This window comes from Pedobacter gandavensis, assembly GCF_032677645.1.
Taxonomy (GTDB): Bacteria; Bacteroidota; Bacteroidia; order Sphingobacteriales; family Sphingobacteriaceae; genus Pedobacter; species Pedobacter gandavensis_A.
This window is the reverse complement of record NZ_JAVTSB010000002.1, coordinates 236,089-254,590: the sequence shown is the minus strand read 5'-3', so window position 1 is coordinate 254,590 and position 18,502 is coordinate 236,089. Positions and strand designations below refer to the sequence as shown.

Annotated in this window: 11 protein-coding genes and 8 tRNA genes; 17 read left to right on the top strand and 2 right to left on the bottom strand. The window is 41.9% G+C overall.

The window, feature by feature from the left end; genetic code table 11:
- Window position 1: 1 nt before the first annotated feature.
- Both der and era read right to left on the bottom strand, forming a co-directional pair.
- Window positions 2-1,303: a ribosome biogenesis GTPase Der gene (der, locus tag R2Q66_RS04535; RefSeq protein WP_265843278.1), complete on the bottom strand. Its 1,302-nt coding sequence runs from the start codon at window positions 1,301-1,303 to the stop codon at window positions 2-4.
- Between the two features lie 47 nt (window positions 1,304-1,350).
- Window positions 1,351-2,229 carry a GTPase Era gene (era, locus tag R2Q66_RS04530; protein WP_062546744.1) on the bottom strand — a complete coding sequence of 293 codons (879 nt, stop codon included), beginning with the start codon at window positions 2,227-2,229 and terminating at the stop codon, window positions 1,351-1,353.
- Window positions 2,230-2,340: 111 nt separating this feature from the next.
- On the opposite strand from era, the gene R2Q66_RS04525 reads away from it, so the two are divergent.
- The 17 genes from R2Q66_RS04525 (at window position 2,341) to R2Q66_RS04445 (ending at window position 18,497) form a co-directional block, all read left to right on the top strand.
- Window positions 2,341-2,416 (top strand) — tRNA-Met (locus R2Q66_RS04525).
- Between the two features lie 40 nt (window positions 2,417-2,456).
- Window positions 2,457-2,528, top strand: a tRNA-Glu gene (locus R2Q66_RS04520).
- A 70-nt stretch (window positions 2,529-2,598) separates the two neighbouring features.
- Window positions 2,599-2,674, top strand: a tRNA-Met gene (locus tag R2Q66_RS04515).
- A gap of 39 nt (window positions 2,675-2,713) precedes the next feature.
- Window positions 2,714-2,785 (top strand) — tRNA-Glu (locus R2Q66_RS04510).
- Between the two features lie 67 nt (window positions 2,786-2,852).
- Window positions 2,853-2,928 (top strand) — tRNA-Met (locus tag R2Q66_RS04505).
- Between the two features lie 39 nt (window positions 2,929-2,967).
- Window positions 2,968-3,039: transfer RNA gene (locus tag R2Q66_RS04500), tRNA-Glu, on the top strand.
- Between the two features lie 61 nt (window positions 3,040-3,100).
- Window positions 3,101-3,176 (top strand) — tRNA-Met (locus R2Q66_RS04495).
- A gap of 40 nt (window positions 3,177-3,216) precedes the next feature.
- Window positions 3,217-3,288 (top strand) — tRNA-Glu (locus R2Q66_RS04490).
- A gap of 335 nt (window positions 3,289-3,623) precedes the next feature.
- Complete coding sequence (locus R2Q66_RS04485; protein ID WP_316746812.1) at window positions 3,624-4,523, top strand: alkaline phosphatase family protein; 900 nt, start codon at window positions 3,624-3,626, stop codon at window positions 4,521-4,523.
- Between the two features lie 540 nt (window positions 4,524-5,063).
- Window positions 5,064-8,036 (top strand): SusC/RagA family TonB-linked outer membrane protein, encoded by a 2,973-nt coding sequence (locus R2Q66_RS04480; protein WP_316746811.1) that lies wholly within the window; start codon window positions 5,064-5,066, stop codon window positions 8,034-8,036.
- A gap of 31 nt (window positions 8,037-8,067) precedes the next feature.
- Complete coding sequence (locus R2Q66_RS04475; protein WP_316746810.1) at window positions 8,068-9,639, top strand: RagB/SusD family nutrient uptake outer membrane protein; 1,572 nt, start codon at window positions 8,068-8,070, stop codon at window positions 9,637-9,639.
- Between the two features lie 68 nt (window positions 9,640-9,707).
- Window positions 9,708-10,337 carry a hypothetical protein gene (locus R2Q66_RS04470; RefSeq protein WP_316746809.1) on the top strand — a complete coding sequence of 210 codons (630 nt, stop codon included), beginning with the start codon at window positions 9,708-9,710 and terminating at the stop codon, window positions 10,335-10,337.
- A 6-nt stretch (window positions 10,338-10,343) separates the two neighbouring features.
- Window positions 10,344-11,363 (top strand): DUF5007 domain-containing protein, encoded by a 1,020-nt coding sequence (locus R2Q66_RS04465; protein WP_316746808.1) that lies wholly within the window; start codon window positions 10,344-10,346, stop codon window positions 11,361-11,363.
- A 35-nt stretch (window positions 11,364-11,398) separates the two neighbouring features.
- Window positions 11,399-14,545: a SusC/RagA family TonB-linked outer membrane protein gene (locus R2Q66_RS04460; RefSeq protein ID WP_316746807.1), complete on the top strand. Its 3,147-nt coding sequence runs from the start codon at window positions 11,399-11,401 to the stop codon at window positions 14,543-14,545.
- A gap of 18 nt (window positions 14,546-14,563) precedes the next feature.
- On the top strand, window positions 14,564-16,081 hold the full coding sequence (locus R2Q66_RS04455) for a RagB/SusD family nutrient uptake outer membrane protein (protein WP_316746806.1): 1,518 nt from the start codon (window positions 14,564-14,566) through the stop codon (window positions 16,079-16,081).
- A gap of 11 nt (window positions 16,082-16,092) precedes the next feature.
- Window positions 16,093-16,800 carry a fasciclin domain-containing protein gene (locus R2Q66_RS04450; protein ID WP_316746805.1) on the top strand — a complete coding sequence of 236 codons (708 nt, stop codon included), beginning with the start codon at window positions 16,093-16,095 and terminating at the stop codon, window positions 16,798-16,800.
- A 29-nt stretch (window positions 16,801-16,829) separates the two neighbouring features.
- Entirely contained in the window at window positions 16,830-18,497 is a 1,668-nt protein-coding gene (locus tag R2Q66_RS04445) for a DUF5008 domain-containing protein (protein ID WP_316746804.1), read from the top strand.
- Window positions 18,498-18,502: the final 5 nt, after the last annotated feature.

The following is an 18,502-nucleotide window of genomic DNA, read 5'->3' as shown; positions in this document are numbered from 1 at the left end:
TCTATTTCTGTCTGAAATAAATCTGGATCGGTGATCCGGAGAAATCAAAGTTTTCACGTAGTTTGTTCTCAATGAAACGTTTATACGGTTCCTTGATGTACTGAGGTAAGTTACAGAAGAAAGCAAACATTGGTGAAGTACCATTGATTTGCGTGATGTATTTGATCTTGATGTACTTTCCTTTCAATGATGGTGGCGGATATTTTTCAATAATCGGCAACATCACATCATTTAATTTAGAGGTTGGAACTTTCTTCCCTCTGTTTTTGTAAACTTCTAAAGCAGTTTCTACTGCCTGGAAGATACGTTGTTTAGTGATTACAGAGGTGAAAACGATTGGTACGTCAGTGAACGGTTGTAATTTAGTACGAATCTGTTCTTCAAAAATCTTAGTGGTTTTTGAATCTTTTTCTACTAAATCCCATTTGTTAACCAGGATTACGATACCTTTTTTGTTTTTCTCAGCAAGATGGAAAATGTTCACATCTTGTGATTCTAACCCTTCCATAGCGTCGATCATTAAGATCACCACATCAGCTTCTTCCAAAGCTTTGATGGTACGCATTACAGAATAAAACTCGATGTTCTCTTTTACTTTGGTTTTCTTACGAAGACCTGCAGTATCGATGAACATGAACTCATGTCCGAATTGGTTGTAGTGGATATGTATAGAGTCTCTTGTAGTTCCGGCAATTGGAGTTACAATATTTCTTTCTCTACCAATCAGTGCATTGATTAGTGATGATTTACCAACGTTAGGTCTGCCAACAATGGTCAGTTTAGGTAATGCATTCTCTTCTTCTACGATATCTTCGAAGTGTTTGATTACATCATCTAACAGATCACCTGTTCCAGAACCAGTCATAGAAGAGATCGGGTAGATCTCACCTAAACCAAATCCGTAAAATACGGATGCATCATTTTGTAATTGCGTATTATCTACTTTATTTACAACGATGAATACAGGTTTATTGCTGCGTCTAAGTAACTGTGCAATTTCGTCATCCAGGTCGGTAATGCCGGTTACGACATCCACCATAAACAACAATACAGTTGCTTCTTCGATAGCAATTACCACTTGTTCGCGGATAGCTGCTTCAAATAAATCTTCGGAATTGGCTACATAGCCTCCGGTATCAATAACAGTAAACTGCTTATCAGTCCATTCTGCCGATCCGTAATGACGATCACGGGTTACACCGCTAAAATCATCAACAATGGCTTTACGACTCTCTGTTAAGCGGTTAAATAGGGTAGATTTGCCTACGTTTGGTCTTCCGACGATTGCGATAATGTTGCTCATGTGTATGTATGAATTGTATTAATTATTAAGGGGTTGCAAAGGTAAGCTTAATTTTCGTACCCGAAACTTTTTAAATAGTTCTTTTTACTTCGCCAGTCCGGAACAACTTTAACGAAGGTCTCTAAAAACACTTTTTGATCCAGGAATTTCTCAATATCCTTACGGGCCTCAGTACCAACCTTTTTAAGCATGGCGCCACCTTTACCAATCAGGATATTTTTCTGCGAATCACGTTCTACGATGATCTCTGCACTAATCCTGGTAATTTTCTCTTCTTCTTTGAAGGAAGTAATCACAACTTCTGTACTGTATGGAATTTCTTTCTGGTAGTTATTGAAGATTTTCTCTCTGATGATTTCGGAAACGAAGAACCTTTGTGTACGGTCTGTCAAATCTTCTTTATCATAGAAAGGAGCATGTTCCGGTAACTGATCTAATACCGTTTCCATGATGCCGTCTAAGTTATATAGGTGCAATGCAGAGATGGCATATATATGTTTAGGATTTAACTTCTCCTGCCAGTAGGTCATTTTAGCTTCCACTTCTTCCTGTGTGGCATTGTCGATCTTATTGATCAGGACAATCATTGGGATGGTGGTATCAATGATCTTATCTAATACATCGTTCTCATCATGTGTTTCGTTAATGTCGGTAACGAACAGAATAAGATCTGCATCAGTAAGGGCACCTTTTACCGAACTCATCATAGAATCTTGTAAACCATAACGTGGTTTTATGATCCCCGGAGTGTCCGAAAATACGATTTGATAATTTTCTTCATTGACAATTCCCAGAATACGGTGACGGGTAGTCTGAGCTTTCGGAGTAATGATAGAAAGCTTTTCACCCACCAGGGCATTCATTAACGTTGATTTACCCGCATTGGGCTTACCAATTATACTTACAAAACCTGCTTTATGTGACATGAAAATATTTTTTGAAATAAATTTGCACCGCAAAGAAACGAATTATATCTTTGCATTCCAATTCGGAGGAAGAGTTAACCAATTAATTAACACAATCGGAATTGTATATAGTGCGGGATGGAGCAGTTGGTAGCTCGTCGGGCTCATAACCCGAAGGTCATCAGTTCGAGTCTGGTTCCCGCTACCAAAATTGATTCGCTAATTGTAAAGTTAGTGGCAGTCAAAATGGCCCGTTCGTCTAGGGGTGAGGACGCCAGATTTTCATTCTGGTAACAGGGGTTCGATTCCCCTACGGGCTACGATCTTCCTTACGTGTAAGGAGGGTATTAATAAACTAAACTACAGTGGTAGGATAGTAATAACATAGAGTGCGGGATGGAGCAGTTGGTAGCTCGTCGGGCTCATAACCCGAAGGTCATCAGTTCGAGTCTGGTTCCCGCTACCAAATTAGGTTCGTCAACGCAAGTTGAAGGCAACCTTAAATGGCCCGTTCGTCTACCGGTTAGGACGCCAGATTTTCATTCTGGAAATAGGGGTTCGATTCCCCTACGGGCTACAATCTTTCTTATTCGTAAGGAGATATTAATAAGCTAGACTAGTTGTAGGATAGTAATAACATAGAGTGCGGGATGGAGCAGTTGGTAGCTCGTCGGGCTCATAACCCGAAGGTCATCAGTTCGAGTCTGGTTCCCGCTACCAAATTAGGTTCGTCAACGTAAGTTGAAGGCAACCTTAAATGGCCCGTTCGTCTACCGGTTAGGACGCCAGATTTTCATTCTGGAAATAGGGGTTCGATTCCCCTACGGGCTACAAAAACGGAAAGATTGTGGAGATCACATTCTTTCCGTTTTTTTTAAACATTAACATAGAGTGCGGGATGGAGCAGTTGGTAGCTCGTCGGGCTCATAACCCGAAGGTCATCAGTTCGAGTCTGGTTCCCGCTACCAAATTAGGTTCGTCAACGTTAAGTTGAAGGCAACCTTAAATGGCCCGTTCGTCTACCGGTTAGGACGCCAGATTTTCATTCTGGAAATAGGGGTTCGATTCCCCTACGGGCTACAAAGCCGCTTTACGAAAGTAGAGCGGCTTTTTGCGTTTAACGCATTTTCAAATCCCCCGGGAGGATTGCTATTTTAGCTGTGTGTAGGGCTCTGTTTTCTTTATCCAGACTGAAAGCTTGATACATTAACGGTAATTTAAGGAAGCTAGCAGCATATAGCTATTATACATATATTTCTAAATATGATTGTAATTGATTGATTACTAGTTTGTTTTGTTGTCCATATGTTTGTATTTTTTTGGATGGCGAGTTCTATTAGAATTTAAATCTGAAATGATAATTTAGGAAAAGCAATTTTTCCGTATAAACACAACAAATTAAACACGATAAACAAATGAAAACTCTTTTTTTAAGAATGCTGATTTTGGCATTAATCCCATTGTATTCAATCGCTCAGAAGTCGCCGCGTGTACTTGTTATAGGCCTGGATGGTTTTAGCACGGAAGGCTTCAAAACAGCTAAACACCCAAACCTGGATAAAATGATTGCAGATGGCGTGCTCTCTTTAACCACCAGACCGGTGATGCCTTCTATTACCTTACCGAACTGGACCAGTCATTTTACGGGCTCCGGACCGGAAGAACATGGGGTAACGAGCAATGGCTGGACCATGGAGAAGCATATTCTGACGCCCATAGAAACGGATAAGGATGGTTATTATCCTTCTATTTTTAAAGTGCTGAAAGCAGAAAAGCCTAAAACTAAAATCGCCTATTATTACAATTGGAAAGAACTCATCTATCCGATTAACAAAACTTACCTGGATGAAGTCTCTTTTCAGGAGAAGGATCAGTATAAAGACAACTATAATAAAGCGTATGATTTCCTGCTGCAGCATAAAAAAGATCCTGCCCTGGTCTTCTTATATAGTGTACATACCGATCATGCCGGTCATGGCTTTGGCTGGATGTCGCCGCAATATATTAGCTCGATTGAAGCAGCAGATGTGGAAATTGGTATTTTGCTGGAGAAATTAAAGAGCGCCGGATTGTACAATGACTTACATTTTATGCTCATCACAGATCATGGAGGTATAGGTAAAGGCCATGGTGGTACCACGATGAACGAGATGCAGGTGCCCTGGGCAATTACAGGACCAAAGATCAAGAAACTGGGCCTGATCACGGAGTTCAATAGCAATAAGAATACGGCATTGGTTCTGGCAAAGATTTTTGGTGTCAGCAAGCTTCCAGCTTCCTGGACTGGAACAGTGCCAAAAACAATCTTTAAATAAGATCAAAAATCCCCCTGATTTACTGCCAATAACCAATGGCATTTCCCCCCCCTGATGAAAAGAGATTGCTGAATGGCAATCTCTTTTTTTTATGCCGGATTGTTTCCCCAACAATTAAATATTCGCCTGCAATCCCGTAAAGCAGAGGAATTTAAACTTAGCCTGCGCATATTTTATTTAGGAAAGGTATAGATTCAATCCTGAACCCGGATCCCCCTTTGTTTTTTATACACCTTGTGGTGGTTATGGAATAAATCCATTATACATAAGCTTTTGTGTTTAGATGTATTTGTCTGTAAATCAACATGATGGGTTATCCATATGTTTGTATTCCTTTTGGATAAGGGCTTGTATTATATTTTAAATCCGTAATGATAATTTAGGAAATACAAAACCTTAATTAATTCTATGTAGAGAACTATACGAACCTTTTACTCCTAAAATTTTAGGCAAAGAAACATCGATTTATCATTGATCCTTCTGGTTTCTTTAAACCCTTCAACCTTCTTTATTGATCATTATTTAATCAAAAAAATTATAATGTTTAAAATTTCAACAAGCGTTTATTTTGCCTTGTTATTGTCTTGTGTTGGCCTGGATTCTTTATATGCCAAACGTGTTTTGCATACAAAAAGTATGTTTAATGACTTTGCTCAGCAACAAGATACGACAAAGACTAAACGAGACAGCGTTCAGATTGCAAAGACAGATACCATTGGGCAAATGGTTATGGCCCTGCAAAAGTTTAAAAATGTACGTGATACCCTTCACATTCGCTCCATCAGCGCGGTACCAAATTTATCCCTGCAGCAAATTGTGAAAGGAAACTTAGCCGGGGTATATGTTCAGGAACCTAATGGTGAACCCGGAACCGAGCAAAGTATGATCGTTAGGGGCCCCTCGGGAGTTTTGTTTACCAAGCGGGATATCTACGCCTTACAACCTGCGGTGTATTTAAATGGTGTTCCTTTAGCACAGGATAATCCCTTTGCATTTGATGTGCAGAAGTATGATTTTAACCGGATTGGTCCGGCAACAAACTTACTTTCTCAACTCAATATAGATAACATCCAATCTATAACCGTGGTGAAAGACCCCTTTGAGCTGACAAAGCTAGGGCCGAATGCCGCCAATGGTGCCATTTATATTACCACTAAAAATGCAAAAGCCGGGGTTAGAGACATTAGCCTGAATACTTATTTTGGATTTGTTAGTCCGCCAAAAGTAAATACCGTAAATGGGGTTTATGAGAATAATTTTAGAAAACCATTTTATCAAAAGTATGGTACTGCTGAAAATCAGGAAAGTTATGCCTCCTACTTAAGCGATTCTACCAATACCGCCTATTACGGTTCCTCAGATTGGAACGACAAGTTTTATCAGACCAGTCCGGTGTATGCTGCGGATCTTGGAATTACGGGAGGTAGTGACAGGGCCAATTTCAGATTTTTTGGTTCGGGTACTAAAAATGCAGGTAATGCTGATGATACCAGTCTGGATAAATACAATTTATTCTTTGGGATCAACATGGCGCCATTCAAATGGCTTACCGTTTCGAGTGTGGTTAATGCGGCACGTTTAGACCGGGTCAGGAATAAAAGTTTAAGAGATCGTTTTGCCGAAGCCAGGTATATTCCAGATTTGTCTAGTCCCTTATCACCAAATCTGGAAGTGTATAATGGCTATCTGGAAGAACTCGGTAAAGCGGTAGACAATAACCGGAATACCATTTTGAACGGGAGCTTTACTTTGAGCAGTAAAATCAATAAAGTGACGATTGCTTCCAGTCTGATCTTCGATTACAATGAAGGCAGCAGGGATTATTTTATGCCATCTACTTTGATGGATGGGGTAAGTTTTCTGTCGAATTATTTTGGTTACACCCAGCGTATTGGCATAAATAACCATGCAACCTATAGTTTTGAACTTCAAAAGAACCACAAACTAGCTGTAGAGGCCGGATTAAATATTCAGGACGATACCTATAAATATAATTACGGCAGAGGGTACAATGGCCCTAATGACTATGTAAAAATCAATTTGGTTAGCGGCAATCCATTGGCTGCGGATTACCTGCATGCCAGGGACTTTCTGGTTTTTAGATACATAGACAAGGCAGTGAGTAACCTGTTCTCTTTTTATGGAACGGCGAAATACAGTTACAAAAACCTGCTGTCTGTGAGTGCCATATTAAGAAGAGACGGTTCTTCCAATGGGCAACCCGATAGCAGATGGGTGACTACACCGGCTTTTAGTGCAAATTTCAATCTTAAAGAAAGCTTTTTCAAAAGTTCTACTGTTTTTAATAGCCTTAATTTAAGCGGAGGCTGGGGTAGAACGATCCGGGTATTTCTGGATGATAAATTTGCGGCAGGTCCGCAATATCGCTCTGAAAACGGTTGGTTTGAAGAACCTACCATACCAGGATATAACGGTAGACTGGGGATAAACAGGCCTTATGGAAGTGGTTTCGTGGGTTATGGTATCAAGATGCCTTTTGTGGATAGAACAGACCTGAGCCTGGATGGAGCCTTCTTAAACCAGCGTTTAAATGTGGCAATTACAGTCTATAACAGAAATGATAAAAACCAGCTCTTAGGTATTCCAGTGCCATTTGAAACCGGCTATACGCAGAAATATGAATCGGGATTGGAGTTGAATAATAAAGGCGTTGAACTTTTGTTAAACGGTAATGTGATCGGCAATACCTCATCGCTGATCTGGAATACCGGACTTAACCTGAACTATAATGTGAACCGGGTTAAAGCCTTGCCTGGTGGTTTAAATGAAATCGTAATTGGTGAGAATAAACTGGTAGTCGGCAAGCCGGTAGGTAGTTTCTGGTTGTATACCAATGCAGGGATTTACAATAGCGATGCTGAGGTTCCGGCAGGAAGAACTTTTAATGGGATTCCATTGAAAGCAGGAGATCCTGAATGGCTGGATTATAATTCGGACAACCGGATCGACAACAAGGATAAAGTTTTAAATGGCGACCGACTTCCAAAGTTCACGGGCGGATGGAACAACACCATAAGCTACAAGAATTTTGACCTCAACTTTAACTTCATTTTTGCCCTGGGCCAAAAAGCAATCAACCAATATGAGGCGAGTCGTTACGGTTTTATCAATAGAGAAAGCAATAATGACATCAACTCTGTTAAGGAGGTTTCATCCTGGCAGATATTTGATAAGGCGAAAACCTATCCGCTTTACAACCCTTTCAGCGATGTAGATGCGTATAGAGCCGATCAGGATTTGTTCCTGGAGAATGCTTCTTATGCGAAATTAAGGTCGGTAACTCTGGGTTACGATTTCGCAAAATCTGGTGTTTTTAAGAAGCGCCATGCGGGTTTCAAACGTGCTTATTTGTATGCTACTGCAATGAATCTGCTAACGATCACCAGATTTTCCGGTGTTGACCCTGAACTCATCAACTTTAACGGCTATTACGATGGCGCCAATCTGGCGATTCCAACCACCATTGTACTGGGGATTAAACTGGATTTATAAAGAATAATTACTGAATTAAATACTCAACATCATGAATAGTTATTATAAAATTTCGATTGGAGTTTTAATCTGCTTGTCAGGGGTTATTAATTTCTCCTGCAAAAAGATTGAGGATGTAAAGTCGACGAGGTTAGCTACAGATGAAACCAATTGGAAAACACTGGAAGATGCGCGGGCCAACTTATTCTCCGTTTATGGTTTGCTGCGTTCCGCTACAGTTGCTGATAATGGATACTGGTTAATGGGGGATTTAAGAAAAGGAGATTTTACGGTAACCACCAGGTCTGATATGAAGGCGATTGTTAGAGGTCAGCTGAATGCTTCTTACCCTGTGATCAATAGAATGACCAATTGGCGCAGCTTTTATGCGGTGATCAATGCCGCCAGCTTATTTATTGAGCGCTCCGGCGAAATCCGTAAGGTAGAACAACGTTATACCGAACAGAACCACAACGTAGATATTGCACAGGCAAAGATGTTGCGTGCATTTGCCTATTTCTATATGTGTAGAATCTGGGGAGATGTACCACTTTTAACGGCTTCTCATGATGGTGAATTTATAAAAGTGGGTAGAAGTCCTCAGCAAAAGGTACTGGCCTTTGCAACCCGGGAATTACTGGAAGCCGCACAAGTGCTACCCTTTATCTATGGTGGATCAGATCCCATCCTGCCTGGTCCATATTATGCGGGTAGCTGGAGTACCTGGCATGGCAGTCTTTGGACCAGGTTATCTGCGTATGTAATTCTGGCACATATCGCTGCCTGGGAAGGGAACTACCTGGATGCTGCGGATTATTCCAAATTTGTACTGGATAATGTTTCCAAACAGGTTGGAAAAGGCGTAGAGGATCTGGAGTTCCTGAGTATGACCGGACTTACCGAAAACTCTGACAGCAGTCCTTTTGCCGGCAAAAGAGCCACATGCATCGTGGGTTTTCCTTTTGATTATGTGAATGGTTTATCCACCGCGAATGGCCATATCGAACAACTGACACTTGCCGCCCCTTTTATTCCTAAAGTACAGCCGGAAATGTTTGTTTCCAGGGATAGTATTTTGAAAATATTTACCTGGCCTACAGATCTGCGCTATAGTATTGACCAGAATTCAGGCAAGTACAGAGCTAATTACTTCTACGATACCGATTCAGAAAGACCGATTTTCAAGAAAATAAAAGTGGTTAACCCGGCTAGTGCGGAAGGGAAACTAACCTATTACAATTCTACCATGGTATTTAGCCGACTGGAAGAAATCACCTTACTCCGTGCGGAAGCACTGGCGGTTTTAGGTCAGAAAGACCAGGCATTAACGGAATTGAACAGGGCCACTGCACTGAGGGGAATCGTTTTTACTACCGCAAATACGCCGGATGTGATCCAGGCGATTTTTGAAGAACGCAGAAGGGAATTGATGGGGGAAGGCTGGCGATGGTATGACCTGGTGAGGCTCAACAGAATTAAAAACAGCGATGCGGCATTCATAGAAAAGAATGGTCAGAAACTCAGCTTTAAGCAGTTTGAGGCTGCCGGAGGTGTTTACTGGCCGGTTTCGGAAGAGGTCATCACCGCCAATTCCATGATTACACAAAATCCATACTGGCAATAATTCTTATGACCAAAGACGATATGAAAAATATATTTTATAAAATAATAATAGCTGTTTTTTTGGGATTGATGTGCATGTACTTCAGTTCATGTAAGAAAGATGAATCTGTTTACCACGAATACGTCAATACCGTCCAGAATTTTGAAGGTTCGGCAATGGATTATCTGAAGGCCCAGCCTAAAGGTACATTTGATTCTTTGCTATTGGTATTGGCACGCTTTCCGCTCCTGGCCGATTCTTTAACCACACAGCAGGTTAGCCTTTTTGCACCTGTCAACAAGAATTTTCAGGCCTCGGTTAAATACCTCAATCTGAAAAGAGCCGCTGAGGGCAAAACGCCTGTGTATCTCTCCAATGCCAACCCGGTCGCCCTTTTATTCATGATGAGCAAATACATCATCAGGGGGAATAGAAACACTGATTTTTATGCTGGCGCTGTAGACGGACTGCCGTTAAATTCGATCCTGTTCGATTACCCTATGCATGTTAAATATGTGAAATTAAGTGCTGCCGGTTATGTAGGCGGAGGGCCAGGGGTTTTAAATTTCAGTGATACCCATGGTTCTACGTTTGTCAGTGCCTGGACCACCACCCTCACCAAGGCGGTGAATATCAAGACGAATAATGCAACGATAAATATCCTGTCGCCACTGCACAATTTCGGTTTCAGTGAATTCAGTTCCCTATTAGATCAATAAGCGATAATGAGAAATAATAAATATACTTTGAAACTATTTTTATCCCTTCTTTTTGGGATGATCTTGTTTTCCTCCTGCAAAAAGAATTTGCCGGATGAAAGGTTGTCAATTGCAAATGATTCCAAATACACGCAATTTATATATCAACCGGTATTGGGAAGAAACACCTTGTTTGCCAATGTTTTTCAATACGGAAGTTCCAGCAGACCCCTGGATTTTAAGATTGTAAATATGCGGTCATTTACAAACGAGGCTGCTCCGGAGCTGACCGATAAATACCCCGTTCTGGTATGGAAAAATATCTATGATGGTACCGAGAAATCTTTAGCAGAAATTGAAGCTAAACGCGTGATCGAGAATCATCCGCTATTTGAAATCAGACCGCATTCCGGGGATTTTATGATGTGGGCTTCCGCGAATTCAAATATGATTAAGGCTCAACCTGATTCGGGCTATGTGTTTGATGTGGAGATGTCTAATTCCGGGGGAAGAAAGTACTTTCAGAATTTTCGGTTAAAGCCTTTTAAGGAGCGGAGTTATGAGCCTTCTAATTTAGACCCGATCACCGGCCAGGGGACCTCGGTTTCGGTAAACCCATCGGCTGTAAATATTACAGGGGAGCGGGGACAGCCCTTAAATACCAGGGATGTAAAGGTGTTGTTCCGGAAAAAAGGCAATGGAAACAGCCTGACTTTTAAGTTTATTGATTCCTTATCTAATCCCATCAATCCGGATAAGTTTGCGACCACCGATTGGGCGAACCTGGTGCATGGTTTTAACATGGTAAAGGATCAGGAACAGGTAAAGTATGAGGTCGCCTATCCAATCCCCTGCACTCCATATCCCACTAAATATACCTCAGTTTCAGGAGAACAGGCCCGTATCGTATTCCGGTTTGAACGACTGGGTTTTGGCGGGATTCTGCAAAAACACACGCTCCTTTTCAATTTTAATATTTATGAAAAGGGCGATTGGGAGATGACTTTCTGGTTTAGCGGGGATAAGCCAAAATTCGGGAATGACTAATGAAAGCAAATAGATTCAAACAAAACATATTTCCAATGAAGTATTTTTACACCATAGTTATGCTGTTGATTTTTGGTCATCAAAATAACTCATTTGCACAGCAGCGCCTGGTGGTTACCGGCGTCGTTTACGATGGCAGCACCAGATCGAAACAGACCCTGCCAGGGGTCACGATTGTAAGTGATAATAAAGTGATTGGTACAACGAATACTGATGGTAAATTCAAAGTTACCCTGAGTGGTAATGCCAGCCTGACTTTTAGAATTATAGGTTATAAACCGCAGACGGTTAAGGTGAACAACAAAGCCGTAATTGATGTGATCCTGCAGGAAGACAATACGGCGCTGAACGAAGTAAAGATCACCTCTGGTTATCAAACAAAAAGCCGGACTTTAAATACCGGATCGGCAGTCATGATTTCCGGTAAAGAGCTTCAAGGACAACCTGCCGGGGATGTAATTTCTCTTTTGCAGGGTAAAGTAGCCGGTTTGAACATTCAGAATAGTACCGGTGCGCCAGGTTTCAGAGGCTCTGTAACCATTCGTGGGATTTCAAATATTAACGTGTCCGGTTCTGGTAACTCAAGTTTCCTGACCCCCACATCGCCTTTATATGTGATTGATGGGGTGCCTGTAGATGACAATGCGGACTTTTCTTATGGATTTCAAACTGCAGGACCAGGTACTTCACCGGCCTCTCAGATCCCTCCGGAAGACATTGAGAATATTACCGTACTGAAGGATGCGGCAGCAACTTCTTTATACGGTTCACGTGGTGCTTACGGGGTGATTTTAATTACCACAAAACGAGGGAATTCAAAAGTTCCGGTAGTCCGTTATAGTGGCTCCATGTTTATGTCGGCAGTACCACAATTGCGTTCGGTAATCGGGGGTAAATATGAACGTTTGCTCCGGATCGACCAGATTCTAAGGAATGATACCTCAGCGAACCATGCTTTCGAAATGATTAATGATACCCCATTTTTATCAGACAGTTTAAATGTGTATTACAACAACTCTACAGACTGGCAATCTTATTTTTACAGACCAACCTTTAACCAAAACCATAGCTTAAATGTTTCAGGTGGTGATTTGGGCTTCAATTATAAAGTTGCCGTTGGGGTGTATGATGAAAAAGGTATTCAGGAAAATACCGGTTACTCCCGGTATAACCTGAATATGAACATGTCTTTTAACCCAAACCGTAAGTTTAAGCTGGAAGGACAGTTGAATAACTCCATTCAGAAACAACAAACAGGGAGTGGGAACGGCTTGCAGAATGCCGGGGTGGCCAACAGCAGCAGAACCTCTTCTTTATTACCTGCTCCATCCTTGTATTCGAGTGTGAATAGTGTTTTGGCCGCTTTAAGGACGGAGAATGACAATAAAGTTTTAATTACTACGGCGACCGTCAATGCGGAGTATGAGTTTTTTAAGAATTTTAAAGCAGGTTCTTATCTCAGTTATAACGGGCAGTCCGGTACCAAGGATAATTTCTCTCCTGCGGCGTTGAATGCCAATCAATCTCAATATTACAGCTATAATGATCGCGCAACGACGCTTTATAACCGGAACCAGCTGAGTTATGTTTATTCTATAAATGATGCGCATAATTTTAACGTGTTTGCCTTCTCCGAGCTCAGGTCTTCTTTCTTTAAATCGGATGCTATCCTGAACGACAGGGGCGTAAACGATCAGTTGCGAGGGCCTTTAACTAACGTTAGAGATGGTTCGCGCTTATCCTACGGGGGAACATTGAGGTATACAGATTTAAGATCCATTGCATTTGCAGGGGCTTTCTCCTACAATTACAAACAAAAATATGTGATCGATCTGAATTACCGGATCGACGGGCTTTCTACGAACGGTCCTAATGCAGGTTACAAGAAAAATCCGGCAATTTCTGCCAAATGGAACTTCAATAAAGAAGCATTTTTAGCCGGTTTAACCTGGCTGGAATATGGTGATATCCGTTTGAGTTACGGTTCAAATATTCAGCCGAATGGCAACATTTATCAGGCCTATGGTAAATACGTTGGTGGCGCAAACTACAACAATAGCGGATCCATCATGCCTGACTTAAGCATCCTGCCAAATCTTAGTCTGGAACCTACTAAAGCGACCACTTATAATGCCGGTTTTGATATCGGTTTATCCGGGGGTAAGTTTTCCCTGGCTTTTGATACCTACTATAAGCAGAATGATCATATTTATCAGGAGAAGGCCATCTCTACTTCAAATTCGTATGCCACCATTGCCTCCACAGAGATCAGCAATGTGAACTATGGCTGGGAATTTCAGGCTACTGCAAGGCCATTGAGTACCAATAGTCCATTTAAGCTGGCCTTAACCGGAACTTTAGCCATCAACAGGGAAGTGCTTGCCGCATTACCGGACGGTTTAAGAGAGAAAATTTATACAGATGCAGCTTTAGGACAAGATATATACTATCGCTTAGGGATCAATTCTTTGTCGAACTACCTGTACAATACCAAGGGGGTGTATGGCAGCAATAGTCAGGTGCCGGTAGATCCGCTCACTGGTTTACCTTATCGTATCGGTAGCAATTCAGCCTTAAATTATTTCCGTGCCGGTGATCCTGTTTTTACGGATCTGGATGGTAATTATGTATTAAATGAATTTGACAAGGTGATTGCGGGTAATTCACAACCGCAGATTACCGGGGGCTTTACCACATTACTCCAGTGGAAAAGCTGGAGCCTGGAAGTGAATACCTCTTTCACTTTTAACCGTGATATCCTGAATAACAGTCTGGCGGCTCAGCTGGCAGGATTTACCACACCTACTCAATTAACGGCATTAGCCCCATTGAACCAATATAATGTGTATGTGAACCCAGGTGATCAGGCGGTTTATGGAAATGCTTTAGACTTTGTAAGGGCGGGTGTGATCAATCCTTTTAGAACGGCACAAACCTTATTTCAGGAAGATGGCTCCTACATTAAACTGAACTCCATAAAGGTGTATTATAACTTAAATCAGGCCTTTACCAGAAGGTTCGGGGTAAACAGGATGAGTATCAATGCGACGGCAGCTAACCTGGGTTTCATCACCAGGTACTCGGGCCCGAATCCTGAAAACGTAACGGCATTGGGCAGGGACGATTCCGGTGGCTACCCACTGGCCAAACAATTTGCATTAGGGTTAAACGTCGAGTTTTAATTTTTATTAAATAATCACATGAAAAATATTAAATATTTCATCGCATTAACGGCCATAATCATGGTATTTAGTGGTTGTAAAAAGTTTTTAAATGTCACCCCGATTGATGCTTTGTCTGGTAACAATTTTTGGAAAACCAGGAAAGATATAGAGGGCTTTACCAATGGTATTTATACGGTACTCAGGGATAAAGTAGGCAAATCGATCTTGTTGCCAGCCTTAGAAATGAGAGGCAATTATGTATCGACTACAGGTTCTATTGATGGAAGCGGTAATAATGTGGTCAACAATCTGATCAATAATAATCTAAAATCTATCGTTACAGCCAGTACTTCTTACGATACCCGGATGAAGACGGTGATGAACTGGAAGCCCTGGTATGACATCATCTCCGCCAGCAATATCTTAATTGTGGAGATCGATAAAGTGCCTGCTTCAGAATTGTCTGATGTGGAGAAAAAGCGTTATAAAGCGGAAGCGGTATTTCTACGCAACCTGAGCTATATGTTCATCTGCAAAATCTTTGGTGATGCCATTTATTATACGGAGGCCTACAATAGTAAAGCCCTTCCCAGAACCAATCAGGTACAGGTGATGAAAAACTGTATTGCCGATATGACTGCAGTTAAAGATGACCTGCCTACTGTTTATGCTGATGCGGCATCTAAAGGTTTCAGGCCAACAAGAGCAAGCGCGGTGGCGCTGTTAATGCACCTGAATATGTGGGCTTCGGCCTGGGATGAGCCCAATAAAAACGGCTATTATACCTCGGTATTGAAATTGGCGGAAGAGCTGGCTTCCTATACTAATTATCGTGTGCTACCGATTACAACGGAGAATACCATGCGGATTTTCAAAGGGCGCAGTGAGGAGAACCTGTTCGGCGTTTTGCAGGATTTTAATTACGGGGAAACCTTTTCGACTTTCGCCAATTACTCTTTCTTTTTTTCTTCTTATCCCTATCGTGGCACGGTGTCAAAGACGACAAGTTTTATGTCTTATGATAAAGAATACATTACGAAGCTCTTTCCTCCCGGAACACGCGATGAAAGGTTATCCACCTGGTTTGAAAATTACAATTCCGGGAGTACAACCTTTCAATTCAAAAAGTTTGCCAACAGATATGCCACCGGTTTGGGTACTGCGCTTACGGTTAGTAATGATGATAGTGCCATCATATTCAGGTTACCGGATGCCTTGTTACTTGCTGCGGAGGCTGCTGCGGAATTAAACGACCCGGGCACTGCCCAGGGTTATTTGAATCAGGTAAGGGCCGCTGCTGCCGCACCGGAAATTACTTCTACAGGGGCGACGTTGAAAAAGGACATTTATGAAGAAAGGTGCAGGGAGCTAATCGGAGAAGGGCATTTCTTTTTTGATCTGGTACGCACAGGCAGGGCTACCGAAACAGATTTTTCTAAAGCATTGATCTCTGTTGGGAATTTTAATGCCGGGGCATGGACCTGGCCATTGATTCTTCCCCCGGCGGAAGCTGCGGCAAACCCTCATTTAGTTGGCAATAATTTTTGGAATTAACTCATAAAAAAATGCAGAATAAAACCTTATTACTGGCACTGGGATCAATCTTAATCCTATTTGGCAGTTGCAAAAAATACTACTTTGATTCCGGTATACACGATTCGAAGTATGCAGGATCGACCCTGCAATACCTTAAATCAAAACCCTCTGTTTTTGACAGCACACTTACGATTATCAACCTGGCGGGATTAGATGAGTTGCTCGACAAAGAAAATGTAACCTTCTTTGCTCCGCCAGCCGGCTCAGTGTTTAAGTCTATAAAAAGGTTAAACAATGCGCTGAGAAGTGTTGGGAAGGATACCGTTGCGACACTAAATCAGATTAAACCAGAGGTTTGGAAGAACACTTTATCCCAGTATATTTTTTCCGGATCCTTCCTGTTGAAAGACTATCCTCAAAGAGATACCCTGGCGTATACCGCTTACCCTGGTCAGAATTACTCCTCTTTAGGGGGGCGGATTATGAACGTTGGAGCGATATTTAATGATGCGGGGGGTGTACAATACGCAGGTTACCGACAGTTATTTCTGGCCTATATCCCTGATCTATCCAATCCACAGGTGGCTCTGCAAAATAATCCGGTAGCCACTTCAGACATTCAAACCAGTAATGGCGTACTGCATGTGCTCACCAAAAGCAAGCATAACCTGGGATTTAACACGGATACTTTTATCGATCAGGTCATGTCTTCAGGGATTTTACCTCCAAATAAATAATCAATTCATTATCAGTAATTAATTTAGGAATGTTAGCAAACATAAAATATAATCCCTTAATCGCTTTGGTACTGCTTTGTGCAATACTCATGGCTTCCTGTGAAAAGCAACAGGGGATAGGAGCGGATCCCTATGCGGGAGGTAGAAAAATTGCACCTTTTGCCTTTGTTTCAAAAAGCACGACCCCGGATATTGTGGTGGCGGGGACTGTTTTAAACCTTCAGGTTAGGGGTTTAGCCAGTTTAAAAGATGACTTTAAGCTCTACGTAAATGAAGTTGAGGCCGAACTGAAAAGCTACACGGATACCACTATTCAATTCGCCGTCCCCTTAACGGCAAGTACGGGGAGTGTTTGGATTACCTCCAAGGGGGAAACATTTTTTGGTCCAATCCTTAAGGTAGGCGGGAAGGTGAGTGTAGACGCAACCTTTAAAATTATCAATGGTGCCGCAGCACTCCAGGGTGAAAGAACAGCAACGGTTTATGACCTGGAGAAATTGCCTTCCGGCAGGTTCTGGCTTGGTGGCTCATTCAGCAATTTCGAACAAAAAGGAACCACGGCCTTACCTATTGGTGGGATTGTACAGTTAGATGCAAATGGAGCTTACCTAACCACAGACGTCAATTTTGGTAAAGCTGCCCTGGGTGCTGCCAAAACAATTTATTCCATTTCCAGAATTTCAGAAGGTAATCAGGTAGGTAAATTTATTGTTGCCGGTAGTTTTAATGGGTATAGTAATAGTCGGAACAACCGGCTGACTTTAAATAACATTGCCAGATTGAATGCCAATGGCAGGTTAGATACTATGGTGACTACGGAAATCATCAATCCTAAGCCGCAGGAAATCAGTAAGAATGCGGATACCATTCCGACGTTCAACGCCGGTGTAGATGGCCCGGTTAGGAAAGCCTTTGTTTTTGGAGAACAGATTTACATCGTAGGGAATTTCCAAAACTTCAAAAGGATCTATTACCCCAATTCAACTTATGATGAAAAGGTCTATGATGTGACCAGGATGCTCCAATTGGTACGGGTGAACGAGGATGGTTCCATGGATTCCACTTTTCATTACAATAAAGCAAATCGTCAGAGTGCAACAGCTGCCAATGGGGTGATTCTGGATGCTGCAATGCAAACAGATGGCAAATTGATTCTGGCAGGTAGTTTTACCAGTTTCAATGGAGTTACCGTAAACAGACTCGTCCGGTTAAATCTGGATGGTTCTGTGGATCTGTCCTTCAAATCAGGGCTTGGTGCAGACGGCGATATCAACTCCATCAGGTATAATGAGAACACCAATAAATTTACTTTAAGCGGCAGTTTTACCAGGTTTAACGGGAAAGCATCTTCAGGTATCGCTTTATTAAATGCGGATGGTTCTAATGTAGACAGTTTTAACACGGAACAGATTACCGGAGGTATGGCCACTTTTGCCGCGCAACTGAACAATGGGAAAATCATTGTTGCCGGTTCTTTTAACAAGTATGGCAATTACCTAAGACAAGGTTTTATGATTCTTGAAGCGAACGGGAAACTGGCAGTTGGCTATAACAATACCGGTGGTTTTCAGGGAAGGATTTATGATATGATGGAAACAGCTGTCGGGAACGATACTCAGGTGATTTTGGTAGGAGAGATCAGTCGCTTCAACTCCATGTTCCCTAAAAATGTGCTGAGGTTAATCATTTCAAATTAAGGGGA

Coding starts and splice junctions, on each gene's coding strand:
- der (WP_265843278.1), bottom strand. CDS start 1,303: ATGAGCAACATTATCGCAATCGTCGGAAGACCAAACGTAGGCAAATCT.
- era (WP_062546744.1), bottom strand. CDS start 2,229: ATGTCACATAAAGCAGGTTTTGTAAGTATAATTGGTAAGCCCAATGCG.
- R2Q66_RS04485 (WP_316746812.1), top strand. CDS start 3,624: ATGAAAACTCTTTTTTTAAGAATGCTGATTTTGGCATTAATCCCATTG.
- R2Q66_RS04480 (WP_316746811.1), top strand. CDS start 5,064: ATGTTTAAAATTTCAACAAGCGTTTATTTTGCCTTGTTATTGTCTTGT.
- R2Q66_RS04475 (WP_316746810.1), top strand. CDS start 8,068: ATGAATAGTTATTATAAAATTTCGATTGGAGTTTTAATCTGCTTGTCA.
- R2Q66_RS04470 (WP_316746809.1), top strand. CDS start 9,708: ATGTGCATGTACTTCAGTTCATGTAAGAAAGATGAATCTGTTTACCAC.
- R2Q66_RS04465 (WP_316746808.1), top strand. CDS start 10,344: ATGAGAAATAATAAATATACTTTGAAACTATTTTTATCCCTTCTTTTT.
- R2Q66_RS04460 (WP_316746807.1), top strand. CDS start 11,399: ATGAAGTATTTTTACACCATAGTTATGCTGTTGATTTTTGGTCATCAA.
- R2Q66_RS04455 (WP_316746806.1), top strand. CDS start 14,564: ATGAAAAATATTAAATATTTCATCGCATTAACGGCCATAATCATGGTA.
- R2Q66_RS04450 (WP_316746805.1), top strand. CDS start 16,093: ATGCAGAATAAAACCTTATTACTGGCACTGGGATCAATCTTAATCCTA.
- R2Q66_RS04445 (WP_316746804.1), top strand. CDS start 16,830: ATGTTAGCAAACATAAAATATAATCCCTTAATCGCTTTGGTACTGCTT.